14 protein-coding genes and 2 tRNA genes are annotated in these 14045 nt (G+C 57.5%); 11 read left to right on the top strand and 5 right to left on the bottom strand.

The annotated features are described in order from the left end of the window. The first annotated feature begins 28 nt into the window (after positions 1 to 28). From recJ to ACR0BU_RS01505, 11 genes are all read left to right on the top strand, one after another. Positions 29 to 1771 (top strand): single-stranded-DNA-specific exonuclease RecJ, encoded by a 1743-nt coding sequence (gene recJ / locus ACR0BU_RS01455; RefSeq protein ID WP_480735120.1) that lies wholly within the window; start codon positions 29 to 31, stop codon positions 1769 to 1771. Between the two features lie 108 nt (positions 1772 to 1879). Next, positions 1880 to 1954, top strand: a tRNA-Glu gene (locus ACR0BU_RS01460). Positions 1955 to 2024: 70 nt separating this feature from the next. Next, positions 2025 to 2099 (top strand) — tRNA-Glu (locus ACR0BU_RS01465). Positions 2100 to 2335: 236 nt separating this feature from the next. Further along, entirely contained in the window at positions 2336 to 4075 is a 1740-nt protein-coding gene (locus tag ACR0BU_RS01470) for an ABC transporter substrate-binding protein (protein ID WP_298932728.1), read from the top strand. 85 nt (positions 4076 to 4160) lie between these two features. Beyond that, positions 4161 to 5210, top strand: a complete 1050-nt coding sequence (locus ACR0BU_RS01475) for an ABC transporter ATP-binding protein (RefSeq protein WP_480735118.1) — start codon at positions 4161 to 4163, stop codon at positions 5208 to 5210. A 1-nt stretch (position 5211) separates the two neighbouring features. Further along, the gene (locus ACR0BU_RS01480; protein ID WP_480735117.1) at positions 5212 to 6288 is read left to right on the top strand and encodes an ABC transporter ATP-binding protein; all 1077 of its coding nucleotides are present in this window, start codon (positions 5212 to 5214) and stop codon (positions 6286 to 6288) included. Beyond that, the gene (locus ACR0BU_RS01485; RefSeq protein ID WP_480735115.1) at positions 6285 to 7148 is read left to right on the top strand and encodes a carbohydrate ABC transporter permease; all 864 of its coding nucleotides are present in this window, start codon (positions 6285 to 6287) and stop codon (positions 7146 to 7148) included. The genes ACR0BU_RS01480 and ACR0BU_RS01485 overlap by 4 nt, the downstream gene beginning before the upstream one ends. Continuing rightward, the gene (locus ACR0BU_RS01490; protein WP_170346512.1) at positions 7145 to 7942 is read left to right on the top strand and encodes a carbohydrate ABC transporter permease; all 798 of its coding nucleotides are present in this window, start codon (positions 7145 to 7147) and stop codon (positions 7940 to 7942) included. Before ACR0BU_RS01485 ends, ACR0BU_RS01490 begins: the two co-directional genes overlap by 4 nt. 8 nt (positions 7943 to 7950) lie before the next feature. Next, positions 7951 to 8358 carry a DUF2160 domain-containing protein gene (locus ACR0BU_RS01495; protein ID WP_298932741.1) on the top strand — a complete coding sequence of 136 codons (408 nt, stop codon included), beginning with the start codon at positions 7951 to 7953 and terminating at the stop codon, positions 8356 to 8358. A 68-nt stretch (positions 8359 to 8426) separates the two neighbouring features. Continuing rightward, a complete protein-coding gene (locus tag ACR0BU_RS01500) occupies positions 8427 to 8822 on the top strand; it encodes a BlaI/MecI/CopY family transcriptional regulator (protein ID WP_298932743.1) in 396 nt (131 codons plus the stop codon). Next, positions 8809 to 9906: a M56 family metallopeptidase gene (locus ACR0BU_RS01505; RefSeq protein ID WP_300067523.1), complete on the top strand. Its 1098-nt coding sequence runs from the start codon at positions 8809 to 8811 to the stop codon at positions 9904 to 9906. The genes ACR0BU_RS01500 and ACR0BU_RS01505 overlap by 14 nt, the downstream gene beginning before the upstream one ends. Positions 9907 to 9913: 7 nt before the next feature. Here ACR0BU_RS01505 and ACR0BU_RS01510 read toward each other — a convergent pair whose 3' ends face one another. The 5 genes from ACR0BU_RS01510 to ACR0BU_RS01530 form a co-directional block, all read right to left on the bottom strand. After that, positions 9914 to 11317 carry an MATE family efflux transporter gene (locus ACR0BU_RS01510; protein WP_298932748.1) on the bottom strand — a complete coding sequence of 468 codons (1404 nt, stop codon included), beginning with the start codon at positions 11315 to 11317 and terminating at the stop codon, positions 9914 to 9916. A gap of 114 nt (positions 11318 to 11431) precedes the next feature. Beyond that, a complete protein-coding gene (locus tag ACR0BU_RS01515; RefSeq protein WP_480735113.1) occupies positions 11432 to 12526 on the bottom strand; it encodes an alpha-hydroxy acid oxidase in 1095 nt (364 codons plus the stop codon). Continuing rightward, positions 12526 to 13080, bottom strand: coding sequence for a sulfopyruvate decarboxylase subunit beta (gene comE / locus ACR0BU_RS01520; protein WP_298932752.1), 555 nt, complete (start codon positions 13078 to 13080; stop codon positions 12526 to 12528). The genes ACR0BU_RS01515 and comE overlap by 1 nt, the downstream gene beginning before the upstream one ends. Next, a complete protein-coding gene (gene comD, locus ACR0BU_RS01525) occupies positions 13077 to 13583 on the bottom strand; it encodes a sulfopyruvate decarboxylase subunit alpha (RefSeq protein WP_298932754.1) in 507 nt (168 codons plus the stop codon). Before comD ends, comE begins: the two co-directional genes overlap by 4 nt. A gap of 48 nt (positions 13584 to 13631) precedes the next feature. Continuing rightward, on the bottom strand, positions 13632 to 14042 hold the full coding sequence (locus ACR0BU_RS01530) for a universal stress protein (protein WP_298932756.1): 411 nt from the start codon (positions 14040 to 14042) through the stop codon (positions 13632 to 13634). Positions 14043 to 14045 lie beyond the last annotated feature (3 nt).

Below are 14045 nucleotides of genomic sequence, written 5' to 3' on the forward strand. Positions count from 1 at the left end.
TCCGGCCTTATCGTATAAGGGGGTAGCGATGGGCTTTCTTGGAGTTGAACAGTCACTATCCGGTCGGCGCTGGATTGGGCCCACGCCCGAGGTTGAGCGGGCGACGGACATGCTGGCGCAACAGGCCGACCTTCCGCGTGCGGTCTGTCAGGTGCTTGCCCAGCGCGGGGTGCCGCCAATGGAAGCACAGAGCTTTCTGGAGCCCAAGCTGAAAGAACTCCTGCCTGACCCGCGCAATCTGAAAGACATGGAGATTGCGGCAGCCCGGTTTCTGCATGCTGCTCACCAAAAGCAAAGCATCGCAGTTTTTGCGGATTACGACGTGGACGGTGGCAGTTCCGCCGCCTTGTTATTGGTTTGGTTGCGCCAGATGGGCATGCAGGCGACCCTTTATGTGCCCGACCGGATCGACGAAGGCTATGGTCCGAATGTACCGGCTATGCAAGCGCTGGCAAAGTCGCATGACCTGATCATTTGCGTGGACTGCGGCACGCTAAGTCACGAGCCGATCGCCGCGGCCAAAGGCGCCGATGTCATCGTTCTGGATCACCATCTTGGGGGAGAAACCCTGCCCGACTGCGTGGCGGTAGTGAACCCTAACCGTCAGGATGAAAGCGGCGATCTGGGATATCTTTGCGCGGCAGGCGTGGTCTTCTTAATGCTTGTCGAAGCTGGCCGTCAGATGCGTGCGGCCGGGACCAAAGGCCCAGATTTGATCTCTCTGCTTGATCTTGTGGCGCTTGCGACTGTCGCGGATGTCGCGCCTTTGATCGATGCCAATCGAGCACTGGTGCGGCAGGGGCTGAAGGTGATGGCCGCGCGCAAACGACCGGGGCTGATGGCTCTGTCAGATTTGGCAAGAATGGATTCCGCCCCAAACAGTTATCACTTAGGCTTTCTTCTGGGGCCGAGGGTGAACGCCGGCGGACGAATTGGTCAGGCCGACCTTGGCGCACGGCTGCTAAGCACCGAGTCCATGAGCGAGGCTGAAGCCCTGGCCGAGCGTTTGGACGAATTGAACTCTGAACGCCGGGATATCGAAAACGCGGTGCGAGCCGCCGCGCTGGAACAAGCCGAAGATCGTGGGCTGGATGCGCCGCTTGTCTGGGCCGCCGGTGAAGGCTGGCATCCCGGCGTCGTTGGGATCGTTGCCTCACGCCTGAAAGAAACCGCAAACCGCCCCGCCATCGTCATCGGACTTGATGGGGATGAGGGCAAAGGCTCGGGTCGATCCGTCTCGGGTGTCGATCTCGGCGCGTCGATCCAAAGGTTGGCCGCCGAAGGGTTACTGGTGAAAGGCGGTGGCCACAAAATGGCGGCGGGTCTGACGGTAAAGCGTGACCAGTTGGAACCGGCCATGGAACGACTGAGCGTGCTGTTGGCCAAGCAAGGCGCCGGACAAGCGGGACCTGCGGATTTGAAGCTGGACGGTACCCTGACGCCCAATGCAGCGACGGTTGATTTGATCGGACAGATTGAAAAGGCTGGCCCTTTCGGAGCCAGCGCCCCGGCGCCCCGCTACGTTTTGCCTGATCTTCAGGTGCGATTTGCCAAGCGCGTGGGCGAGTCTCATTTGAAACTGTCCTTGTCTGACGGCATGAGCAGTGGGCTTGATGCGATAGCCTTTGGTGCGTTTGATGGGCCGATCGGACAACGGCTGTCAAATCACGGCGGTGCGCGGTTCCATTTTGCAGGTCGGCTCGAGATCAATTCATGGGGCGGTCGGCAAAATGTACAGCTCCGCCTCGAGGACGCGGCAGAGGCCAGTTAACCCTTGTTTCAGGCCTCGTGCCGCATGCCAAAAAACTTTCACATCCCTGCACTTTTCGGCTTGCGGGGGTCCGAGTGAAACCGTAAAAGGCCCTCCACAAGCCAGCGTGGCCCGTTCGTCTATCGGTTAGGACGCCAGGTTTTCAACCTGGAAAGAGGGGTTCGATTCCCCTACGGGCTACCAGCTTGTATTTTTATATATTTTCCAGCGTCTTATTGATGGTTGATCAACCGTCTTGCTGGTTTGCCAATGTGGCCCGTTCGTCTATCGGTTAGGACGCCAGGTTTTCAACCTGGAAAGAGGGGTTCGATTCCCCTACGGGCTACCATTCCACCCTAAATCCGAAGAACTCTTTAAATCAAACCGCTTACCAAACGTGTAACGCGCCTTGTTCAGGGATGCCCAGACACCCAAACCTGACGGGAAATGACGTTGAATTTGGCCAGCGAAAACCAGTGACATTTCATTTACTAAATTTTTAGTTTGACACGCAGGCAGAAAATCGCTGATGTTGTTCGTCATCCGGTCTGCGCCGGGTAACCATAATTTTTTGGGAGGAAACAGATGCGGAGACATCTACTTTCCGCAGTGGCGGCGGCTGCCGTCATTGCGGGGCATGGTCCTGTTTGGGCCGACGAAGCCGCAGCACAGCGCTGGATCGACGACGAATTCCAGCCATCGACACTGTCGAAAGACGAACAGATGGCGGAAATGCAATGGTTCATCGAAGCTGCTCAGCCTTACAATGGCATGGAAATCAACGTTCTGTCCGAAGGCATTCCAACCCATTCCTACGAATCCGAGGTTCTGACCAAAGCGTTCGAGGAAATCACGGGTATCAAGGTCAATCACCAGATCCTCGGTGAGGGCGAAGTGGTTCAAGCTGTTCAGACTCAGCTTCAGACAGGTCGGAACCTGTATGATGGCTATGTCAATGACAGCGACCTGATCGGCACGCACTCGCGTCTTCAACTGGCCTATCCGCTGACCGACATGATGGGCGGTGATTGGGCGGCGTCGACTTCGCCGACGCTGGATCTGGATGACTTCATGGGCATTCAGTTCACCACCGGTCCGGACGGCAAGCTGTATCAGCTGCCCGACCAGCAGTTCGCCAACCTCTACTGGTTCCGCAAGGACTGGTTCGATGATGAGGCCAACAAAGCCGCCTTCAAGGAAAAGTACGGCTATGATCTGGGTGTTCCAGTCAACTGGTCTGCTTACGAAGACATCGCCGATTTCTTCACCAACGACGTGAAAGAAGTCGACGGCACCACGATCTATGGCCACATGGATTACGGCAAGCGCGCGCCTGACCTGGGCTGGCGTATGACCGACGCCTGGCTGTCGATGGCTGGTGCTGGCGATGTGGGCGAACCCAATGGTATCCCGGTCGACGAATGGGGCATCCGTATGGAAGCTGGCACCTGTAACCCGGTCGGTGCTTCGGTGTCGCGCGGTGGTGCTGCTAACGGCCCGGCTGCGGTCTATGCGATCCGTAAGTGGGACGAATGGCTGCGGAACTACGCTCCTCCGGGTGCGGCGTCTTATGACTTCTACCAGTCTCTGCCTGCGCTGAGCCAGGGCAACGTAGCCCAGCAGATCTTCTGGTACACCGCCTTTACCGCCGACATGGTGAAGCCGAAGTCCGAAGGCAACAACACCGTGGATGACGAAGGCACGCCGCTGTGGCGGATGGCGCCCAGCCCGCACGGCCCTTATTGGGAAGAAGGCCAGAAGGTTGGCTATCAGGACGTGGGTTCCTGGACCTTCCTGAAATCGACCCCTGCGGATCGTGCTCAGGCGGCTTGGCTCTACGCTCAGTTCGTGACGTCCAAAACTGTCGATGTGAAGAAGTCCCATGTGGGTCTGACCTTCATCCGCGACAGCTCGGTCAATCACGAGTCGTTCACCGAGCGCGCACCCAAACTGGGTGGTCTGGTCGAGTTCTATCGCTCGCCTGACCGTGTTGCCTGGTCGCCGACCGGCATCAACGTGCCGGACTATCCGAAGCTGGCCCAGATCTGGTGGCAGCAGATCGGTGACGTGAACTCGGGCGCCTTCACCCCGCAAGAGGCGATGGACCGTCTGGCCGAAGAGATGGACATCACCATGGCCCGGATGCAGGCCGCGGATGAAAGTGCCGGTGTCTACGGTGGCTGCGGCCCCCGCCTGAACGAGCCGCAGGATGCGTCCTTCTGGCTGGAAAAAGCAGGCTCGCCCAAGGCCAAGCTGGAGAACGAAAAGCCGCAAGGCCAGACCGTCAACTATGACGAACTGGTGCAGCGCTGGCAGTCCCAGTAAGCCGCAAAAACAGGGGATGCCGTCTCAGGCATCCCCATCCAAGACTAAAACAGCGCTTGGCGCTGCGGGATCGGAACCCACAGACATGATCGAATTACAAGACGCGACCAAACGGGTCGGCAACGTCATCCATATCAAACCCACGTCCCTGACTTTGCACACCGGTCACTTCAACGTGCTGCTGGGGGCCACCGGCTCAGGCAAGACCTCTCTGATCAAAATGATGGCCGGGCTTGACCCGATCGCCTCGGGTAAGGTCCTGATGGATGGGCAGGACGTAACAAGGCTGAACACACAGAAACGCAAAATCAGCCTCGTGCACCAGTTCTTTGTGAATTACCCGCATATGAGTGTTTTCGACAACATCGCCTCGCCGCTTCGCGTGGCAGGCATGGCGCAAAGCGAAGTTGAAGGTCGAGTCGAAGAGGCCGCCGACCTGCTGCAACTGCGCCCGATGTTGCACCGCCGCCCGCATGAACTGTCGGGTGGCCAACAACAACGCACCGCGCTGGCGCGTGCGATTGCCAAGGAAAGCCGCGCAGTGTTCCTGGACGAACCGCTCGCGAACCTGGACTACAAACTGCGCGAGGAACTGCGCGAGCAATTGCCGGATCTGTTTGCCGGGCGCGGCGCTGTGGTAGTCTACGCTACCTCAGAACCCGAAGAGGCGCTGCTGTTGGGAGGCCATACCGCCCTGATGGAGGACGGCAACGTAACCCAGTTTGGCCCGACGGCTGATATCTACCGCAACCCAGAAAACATCGCTGCTGCACGGGTGTTCTCGGACCCGCCAATCAACGTGGCACAGATCACTGTCTCTGGTGAACAGGCGCAACTGGCCGGCGGCGGCGGTTGGTCTGTCAGCGATATCGCCGACGGCGATTACATGGTCGCTGTCCGCCCGCATCGGGTGACACCGTTCCGCACCTCGGATGCAGATGTGGAACTGACAGGCCGCGTAATCGTGACCGAGCTGTCGGGCTCGGATTCCAGCGCGCATTTCCAGCATGGCAATGACGCATGGGTTTCTTTGGCCGCTGGTGTGCACCCTTATGAGGTGGGCGAAGATCACAGTTTCTACATGAACCCGGCACATTGCCGGTATTTCGGCCAAGACGGCCAAAGGGTGGCCTGACATGGCTCAGATCAAGCTTTCAAACCTTCGCCACAGCTATATGCCTTCACCGAAAGGTCCCGAGGATTATGCGCTAAAGGAAATCGACGTGACTTGGCGTGATGGCGGTGCGTATGCGCTGCTGGGGCCCTCGGGCTGTGGGAAATCCACGCTGCTCAACATCATCTCGGGTCTGCTAACGCCGTCCGAGGGGCAGATTCTGTTCGATGATCGCGATGTAACCACCCTGCCCCCCGATCAGCGCAACATCGCGCAGGTTTTTCAGTTCCCCGTGATCTACGACACGATGACCGTGGGCGAAAATCTCGCGTTTCCTCTAAAAAACAGGGGCGTGGATTCGAGCACGATCAAACGCCGCGTTGACGAGATCGCCGAGATGCTGGACGTGACGGATATGCTGGGCACCAAGGCCTCGGGTCTGAGCCCAGACAACAAACAGAAAATCTCGATGGGTCGCGGACTGGTCCGTGACGATGTAAACGCGGTGATGTTCGACGAGCCTCTGACCGTGATCGACCCGCATCTGAAATGGAAGCTGCGGTCCAAGCTGAAAGAGCTGCACCAGCGCGTCAAAGCCACGATGATCTACGTGACCCACGACCAGACCGAGGCGCTAACCTTCGCAGATGAAGTGGTCGTGATGCAGGACGGTGAAGTTGTGCAGATCGGCACGCCCGTCGAACTGTTCGAACGGCCGCAGCACACATTTGTCGGCCACTTCATCGGCTCTCCTGGTATGAACGTCCTACCCTGCGAAGCCATAGGTGATCGCGCGGTTTTCGAGGGGCATGAGGTAGCGCTAGAGGGACCCACTAAAGGCGATGGAGGTCGCACAGATCTGGGTATCCGCCCTGAATATGTGGGCTTTGGTGATACCGGCATTCCGGCGCATGTCACCAAGGTCTCTGATATTGGCCGCCACTATGTGGTCAGCGCCATGGTCGGCAATATTGCCCTGAAGGCGGTAACCGAACACAGCGTCCCCGAGCCTGGATCACAAGTGTTCCTGCAATTCAAACCCGAACAATCGCGCGTGTACCGCGACGGCTGGATCGCGACCGAGGAGCGAGCCCAATGAGAACGGAAAATCAACGAGCCTGGTTGTTTGTCCTGCCGGTTTTGGCGCTGGTCGCGTTCAACGCACTGGTGCCGATGATGACGGTGGTCAACTATTCGGTGCAGGAAACCTTTGGCAACAACCAGTTCTTCTGGGAAGGGCTTGGCTGGTTTGAACAAATCCTGCGCTCTGATCGCTTCCAAGCCGCTTTGGGACGGCAGTTCCTGTTTACCTTCATGATCCTGATCATCGAGGTCCCTTTGGGCATCATCGTCGCCCTTTCCATGCCGCGCAAAGGCTTTTGGGTGCCGGTCTGTCTGGTTCTGATGGCCCTGCCGATGCTGATACCGTGGAATGTGGTGGGCTCGATGTGGAACATATTTACCCTGCCCAAGATCGGCCTGCTTGGATACTTCCTGAATGACGTTTTGGGCATCAACTATGACATGACCCAACAGCCTCTGTCGGCCTGGATTACGGTCATTGTGATGGATGTCTGGCATTGGACTTCATTGGTGGTGCTGCTGTGCTATGCGGGCCTCGTATCGATCCCGGACGCTTATTATCAGGCGGCCAAGATCGACGGTGCCAGCCCTTGGTCGGTGTTCCGCTATATCCAGCTGCCCAAGATGAAGACAGTTCTGACCATCGCAATCCTTTTGCGGTTCATGGACAGCTTCAACATCTATACCGAGCCGTTTGTTCTGACCGGCGGTGGCCCCGGAAACTCGACTACTTTGCTGTCGATCGACCTCGTGAAGATCGCGTTGGGACAGTTCGACCTTGGCCCTGCGGCGGCGATGAGTCTGATCTATTTCGCCATCACATTGCTTGTGTCGTGGCTCTTCTACACTCTGATGACAAAGGATGACGCAGAATGAAAAAGCGTTCCCTCATCCCGATCCTGTACATCGCGTTCCTGATGCTGCCGATCTATTGGCTGGTGGCGATGTCCTTCAAGACCACGAACGAGATTCTGTCGGGCTTTTCCCTGTTCCCTCAGACCTTTACGCTGGAGAATTACATCACAATCTTCACCGATCCGACTTGGTACTGGGGCTACATCAACTCGATCACCTATGTGACGCTGAACACGGTGCTTTCGGTCTGTGTCGCCCTTCCCGCGGCCTATGCCTTCTCGCGCTATCGGTTCCTGGGCGACAAACAGCTGTTCTTCTGGCTGCTGACCAACCGAATGGCCCCTGCCGCCGTGTTCGCGCTGCCGTTCTTTCAGCTTTATTCCTCCATCGGTCTGTTTGACACCTATCTGGCCGTGGCTCTGGCGCACACATTGTTCAACGTGCCGCTTGCCGTTTGGATCTTGGAGGGCTTCATGCGCGGCATTCCAAAGGAACTGGATGAAACCGCCTATGTCGACGGCTACTCTTTCCCGCGGTTTTTCGTGACGATCTTCCTGCCCAACATCAAGGCCGGGGTCGGCGTGGCGGCCTTTTTCTGCTTCATGTTCTCATGGGTGGAAATGCTGCTGGCGAAAACCCTGACGGCGGTCGAGGCCAAACCCATTGCTGCTGTGATGACCCGCACCGCCTCCAGCGCTGGGTATGAGTTGGGCTTACTGGCCGCCGCTGGCACGCTAACCATTATCCCCGGCGCCATCGTCATTTGGTTTGTCCGCAACTACATCGCGCGTGGTTTCGCGATGGGACGCGTGTGAGGTTCAATATGCGCAAACTTCTATTCACCCTCCCGCTACTCTTACCCTCCTCTGCTGTGGCGCAGGCCGCAGCCGGATGGGGCAGTGTTGGCCAGCAAGAAGAAAAGGGATTTTCCTGGACGGCCCCGCTGTGGCCTGATTTCTGGATGGCATGGACACCTGCGACACTGGCTGTGTTTGTTGGCATCTTCTCCGCCATCGCCGTGATTGGCATTCTGGAGGTCACCCGATTTCGGGACGGGATCGAACGCCGCGGAATCCTTGGCCTGACAACCACCTTAGGAGACAGGTTATTCATTACTCTGCTGGGCTCGGTCTACATCTTCCTGGCTTGGCTTGGGTTTGTGGGACAGCCGGTTTGGATACCGCTTTTCCTGTCAATCGGTTGGGGCGTTTTTGTTTTCCGGAAAGTTTAGGCTTTGCGTAACCGCGAAAGGATGCTTGTTTAGCGGGCATACTAAGTAAAATGGTGACACCGAAACCGATGCGTAAGAAAAAGACGACAAATCTGCTGACCGAGGTTGAACTTGAGTTCATGAACGAACTCTGGGCCCTCGGACAAGGCTCGGTTCGTGATGTCCTTGACCGCCTGCCGCCAGAGCGCAATCTGGCCTATACGTCAGGTGCCACAATCCTGCGCATTCTCGACGAAAAAGGCTTCGTCGAAAGTCGCAAGCACGGCAAAACGCTGATCTACAGGCCCCTTCTGGAAAAAGACAGGTATCAGGCACGATCGCTTCAAAACCTGTCCCGTACACTGTTCGATGACACGCCCGCCACGCTCGTGGCGCGACTGGTGGATGACGCGGGGCTGAGTGAAGATGATCTTGAGGAAATTCGAGCACTGGTAGAGAGGAGACTGCAAAATGACAGCGGTTAAACCGGTTCTCGACGCGTATCTTGAATTGAACATCGTGCTGGGGCTTTCGGCCGTGATATGGCTGGCGGCGCGCGCCCTTCTGGCCCGCACATCCCTGCGATACGGATTTGTGGCGCAGCTGCGAACGCTCAAAGCCTTGTGTATCTGTGTGTTGATCAGCCCGCTATTGGCCCTTGCTGTTTCCGCGCTTGCCGCGTTTGCATGGCCCGGCCACGCAGTTGGTTTGGGCGATATCGCGGTGTCAGCATATTTGCGGGGCGAAATCGCAATGCCCGCAACTCAGTTCGAGGCACTGCTCAACACCCGCGAACGATGGGTCGATCTCATCCTGTCCGGACATAATACAGCTGTGACTGTCACGCTGGCACTTCTGGCCGCTGTCGCCAGCCTGTTTGCTGCCCGCGCGATCCGCGACGCGCTGGCGATCCGAAATGCCGTCGCCAACAGTTTTCTTTGGCGTCGGTCCGCCAAGGTGGACATTCGCCTGTCAGATCGCATCACCATTCCCTTTGCGGTGCGCGGATTGCGCCGTCGCCATGTGGTACTGCCCAGCCACCTTCTGGACACCCCGCGCGAGTTGCGGTTCGCCTTGGCGCATGAGTTTCAGCATATCCGCGCCGGTGACGTTGAGTGGGAGCTAGGTTTCGAAATCCTGCGCCCGCTGCTGTTCTGGAATCCGGCGTACATGATGCTCAAATATCAGTTCGGTCGGTTGCGCGAATTGGCCTGCGACCAGTCAGTGGTCGCCCGCAAACGCATTGACGCCCGCGAATATACGACCTGCCTGCTGGATTATTGTGCCCGCACTGTCACGATGGGTCGTCCGCGCGTTTTGAATGTGGCTTTGGTCACCGGGGGCAAAGCCAAGCGCGTCCTACAGCAGCGTGTTATTGCCTTGACGGACGCCCCACCTGTCTCGGCCCCTTTACCGGCCTTGTTCCTGGGGCTGACGTTGACGTTCGCCACGCTTCTTGCGCTGAGTGCCGCGTCGCTGCAACAGACAGAGGATTGGAGCCATGATCGCCTGATGTTGTCGACAGTTGTGAATCTTGAACGGTTGGAGGCCCGCAATCAGGGCAATTGACATGTGGTCACCAGCCACGACGACCAAACAGAGACAGAATTCGCTTTTGGTCGGCAAACGGATCGATTTCCGTAGGCCGCTCCAATCGTGACACGACACGCGCGACCAAAACCCAGCTTATGGCGGCGAATATGACGCCTCCGAAAGCCTGCCCAAGAAGGACACCGGACGCGCCTGCCAGGTAAGATCCGATGGTCGCGAACACCCACGTTCCAATCGTGTGACGCCCCCAATTTATCCACGTGGAATAAACTGGATACCCAAGATTGTTAAAGCTGGCATTCGTGACAAAAATGACGCCGTTGAAAAAGGCGGCAAGCGCCAAAGGGCCACAGAACAGATAGATCAGAATCCGGGTTTCACCCTGCGCTGCGAACAGATCCGCGATTGGGCCGCGCAACAGGAACAGGATCGCGGCCATCCCAAGCACATAGATGGCTGTAAACTTGATCCCAGCAAAGAAAGCCTCGCGGACCCGGTCGAATTTTTCGGCCCCGAAATTTTGCCCGATGATTGGCCCTATTGCGCCCGACAGGGCAAAAATGACGGAAAACGCCACGGGCAGCAGGCGTCCGATGACGGCCATTCCAGCCACCGCATCCGTGCCATAGTGAGCGATCTCGCGTACCACGATGGCGTTTCCGATGGGCGTGGCCACGTTGGTCAGGACGGCCGGTATCGCAATCGCCCGGACAGGTCGCAGGTCTGTTGCGACCTGCTTGAGGGACGGACGAGCGAACCCGCGGTGGACCCGCAATGCAGGCCATAACGCCGCCGCCAACATACAAATCCGCGCAAGAACCGACGCGATGGCGGCACCATCCAGGCCTAGTCCAACAGCAAAGATCAAAATAGGGTCCAGCACAGCATTCACCACGCCACCGTAGATGGTCGCCATCATAGATCGGCGCGCGTCACCATGCGCCCGCAATACAGCCATGGACACCATCGCAAGCGACATCACCCACATGGTTGGCAAGATGATCGATACATACCGCGTGCCCAGTCTAAGCACCTCGCCTTCAGCGCCCAGAAGGGACAATAGGAAACTGATGTTCATCAAGACCAGAGCCGACGTGATCACCCCGACAATCAGCCCCAGAATAGCGACGCTCGAGGCATAGTGACCCGCCTGCCTTGACCTGCCAGCCCCAAGCTCGCGCGCGACAAGCGCCCCGGCGGAAATGGACAGGCCAATGTTGATGGCGTTGGTAAAGAACAACAGCGTTCCGGCGTAACCTACAGCCGCCGCCAGCGCGTCGTTCCCCAACATCGAGATAAAGACCATATCCACGAAGTCGACGGCGAAGATAGCCATCAGGCCAATACTGGTGGTCAGCGACATGCGCGTCACGTGGCGCATCAGGCTCCCACTTAGAAACACGGCCTCATGTTTTGACTCGTCTGCCATGGCCTGGGCCGCTCCTTCGCGCGCGCGCTGCATCTGTCAACGACAACCATCGCAGTATCCGAAGCACTCTGCGATTGGTTTTTTACGGGTTTTGAAGCGTTTGTTGCTGTTCGATCAAACAGCAGCAACGGATGTTACGCCGATCTGCGCCATTGCGATGCTGATCTCGTCGCTAAGAACGTCCCAAAGCTGCTGAAGCCCCGCTTCGCCTTCTGCCGCTATCGCGAATTGCATAATACGACCAAAGAACACAAAATCTGCGCCTTGGGCAATTGACTTCAGCGCATCTTCACCAGATCGCAGACCGCTGTCGTAAAAAACTGGAAAGTCATCGCCCACGGATTTTCGGATATCAGACAGGGCCGAAAACGGTGCCGGTGCGCTATCCAGCTGTCGCGAGCCGTGGCTGGAGACCTGGATTGCATCCACGCCTGCGGTTTTCAGGGCAACGGCGTCTTCGGCATCAAGAACACCTTTCACTACAAGATTTCCCGACCACTTATCTCGCAGCCGCGCCAATGTTTCCCAATCGGCCTTGGCGCGACTTTCGGTTCGGTCGAACGCGTAGCCGTTCATTAGAAAATTGGCCATTTGCGGCTTACCATGAAGCAACGTGCTCAGAGACCAGCGGGGGTGCAACGCGAAATCCAGGAACTGCTTTGGGCCCAACCGGAAAGGCATTCGAAATCCGTGGCGTAGTTCGCGCGGGCGGCGTCCAACTTCGGGGACATCCACCGTGAGTACAAGCGTCTCATACCCGGCAGCCTTGGCACGATCTACAAGCTTGAATGTACCCGCGCCATCGCCGCTGAAATACAGCTGGAACCACGCGTTGCCCTGCGCCGTTTCGATCATCTCTTCCATGGGGGTTGAGGCAACGGTCGACACGCCCAGCGGCACAGAATACCGCGCGGCAAGGCGCGCCAGCATCAGGTCTGCCCCTGGTGCCGAGAGATTGCACATACCCATAGGAGCAATGCCAAAAGGAAGCTTGGTGGCTTTCCCAAACACTGTGCTGACCAGTGACCTTTTGCTGACATCCCGAAGGATGCGTGGGCGTAGAGTTATGGCGTCCAGCGCAGCGCGATTACGCGCCGCGCCCATTTCTGCCCCGGCTGAGCCATCGATATAATCGAACACCATCCACGGCAAACGCCGCCGCGCCAGGCGGCGAGCGTCTTCTGCGCAGTGGATAGCGCTTGATGCCATTACGCCTGAACGGCCTTCATGAACCGGTCACGGATGACCACCGGATCCATAGTGATGACGGGCATCTTGGCGTTACCGCTTTCGCATTTGCTGACGATGATGGTCATCTGCTTGGCGTCCAGCGCGTCTTGCAGCACGCGACCCGTATCTTCGGCTGCGCATTCGATTACACGCTCGCACCCGGCGGCCTCGGCCATTTTGGTCAGCGAGGTTTTCTGTCCGGCATAGGTCGGCTGGTCGCCAGTCGAACCGTAAGAGCCATTGTCGATGATCAACAGAATGTAGTTGTCAGCCACGTTGTTGGCGATGGTAGGCAGCGTGCCGAGGTTGGTCAGGATCGAGCCATCGCCGTCGATGACAATAACCGGTTTCGGTTGTGACAGGGCAAGACCCAGACCGATGCTCGACGCCAATCCCATGGTGCCCAACATGTAAAAGTTGGTGGGTTGGTCGTCGATGGCGTGCAATTCCTGGCTGGGGATACCGATATTACAGACAACCAGTTGATCACGTAGGATCGGGGCTATTTCCTTCAGAATTTCAGAACGGATCATTGGTCGCCGTAGCCTCCCCAGAAATTGGCATCGGTCAGAATTGCGACCGGTTTGTTGCACATGAACGTATATTTCAGGATCGCGTCCAACTCCTCGACATCCGCCTTATGGTGGAAGTGGTAGGTCGGGATATTCATTTGCGCCAGCAGTGCCTTGGTGTGCACCGCCATCTCGACCTGACAGGCCACTGGTTCCCGCAGTTCACCGCGATAAGAGATCAGCATGGGCAGCGGCATACGGTAGTACTGGATCAATGTTGCCAGCGTGTTGATGGTCACGCCGATGGCAGTGTTTTGCATGATGATGGCCGGGCGCTTGCCGCCCATCCATGCACCGGCGCACAGGCCCATCCCCTCGTCTTCTTTGTTGGACGGGATGTGAAAAATATCATCATGCGCATCGATTTCTTCGATCACGCCAGCCAGCTGTTTGCACGGTACGGTGGTGACGAACGAGATATCATTCGCAACCAGATCGTCGGTGATCTTTTTGTCTATGTTCATTTCCGATCAGTCAGTCCTGTTTGGGGCGCCTGGGGCGCGATTGAGAGTTCAGATCCTGCGATGCACATGCACGGCGCAGGTTGCGTGGCGGACGACCCGCGACGCGGTCGAGCCCAGAAAATAGTCGCTGAGACCCGGCTTATGCGAGCCGATGACAATGCAATCAACACCATTGGTATCTGCATAATCGATGATCGTACGTGCGGTGTGACCTTTCACAATTTCCGAATTCACACCTTCGAGACCCTCGACCTTAGCCAGCAGTTGCCGGCGTGCGCGTTCAAAACCTTCGGCGACGGCAGACTTATCAAGATAGGCGCTGACCGATCCCTGTGGCATCTCGTAAACATGCAAGGCCATTATCTGGGCCCCGTCTTCAGACAGGGCACGGGCAACTTCCAGGGTGTGCTGAGAAATACCATGGTCCAGCGCCATCGGAACAAGAACTTTTTTGTACATGAC

Source organism: Ruegeria sp. CK2 (assembly GCF_056536585.1).

Bases quoted from the DNA above. Each gene is read 5' to 3' on its own strand.
- ACR0BU_RS01470 (WP_298932728.1), top strand. From the start codon at position 2,336: ATGCGGAGACATCTACTTTCCGCAGTGGCGGCGGCTGCCGTCATTGCG.
- ACR0BU_RS01475 (WP_480735118.1), top strand. From the start codon at position 4,161: ATGATCGAATTACAAGACGCGACCAAACGGGTCGGCAACGTCATCCAT.
- ACR0BU_RS01505 (WP_300067523.1), top strand. From the start codon at position 8,809: ATGACAGCGGTTAAACCGGTTCTCGACGCGTATCTTGAATTGAACATC.
- ACR0BU_RS01495 (WP_298932741.1), top strand. From the start codon at position 7,951: ATGCGCAAACTTCTATTCACCCTCCCGCTACTCTTACCCTCCTCTGCT.
- ACR0BU_RS01480 (WP_480735117.1), top strand. From the start codon at position 5,212: ATGGCTCAGATCAAGCTTTCAAACCTTCGCCACAGCTATATGCCTTCA.
- comD (WP_298932754.1), bottom strand. From the start codon at position 13,583: ATGAACATAGACAAAAAGATCACCGACGATCTGGTTGCGAATGATATC.
- ACR0BU_RS01485 (WP_480735115.1), top strand. From the start codon at position 6,285: ATGAGAACGGAAAATCAACGAGCCTGGTTGTTTGTCCTGCCGGTTTTG.
- ACR0BU_RS01490 (WP_170346512.1), top strand. From the start codon at position 7,145: ATGAAAAAGCGTTCCCTCATCCCGATCCTGTACATCGCGTTCCTGATG.
- ACR0BU_RS01515 (WP_480735113.1), bottom strand. From the start codon at position 12,526: ATGGCATCAAGCGCTATCCACTGCGCAGAAGACGCTCGCCGCCTGGCG.
- ACR0BU_RS01500 (WP_298932743.1), top strand. From the start codon at position 8,427: ATGCGTAAGAAAAAGACGACAAATCTGCTGACCGAGGTTGAACTTGAG.
- ACR0BU_RS01510 (WP_298932748.1), bottom strand. From the start codon at position 11,317: ATGGCAGACGAGTCAAAACATGAGGCCGTGTTTCTAAGTGGGAGCCTG.
- recJ (WP_480735120.1), top strand. From the start codon at position 29: ATGGGCTTTCTTGGAGTTGAACAGTCACTATCCGGTCGGCGCTGGATT.
- ACR0BU_RS01530 (WP_298932756.1), bottom strand. From the start codon at position 14,042: ATGTACAAAAAAGTTCTTGTTCCGATGGCGCTGGACCATGGTATTTCT.
- comE (WP_298932752.1), bottom strand. From the start codon at position 13,080: ATGATCCGTTCTGAAATTCTGAAGGAAATAGCCCCGATCCTACGTGAT.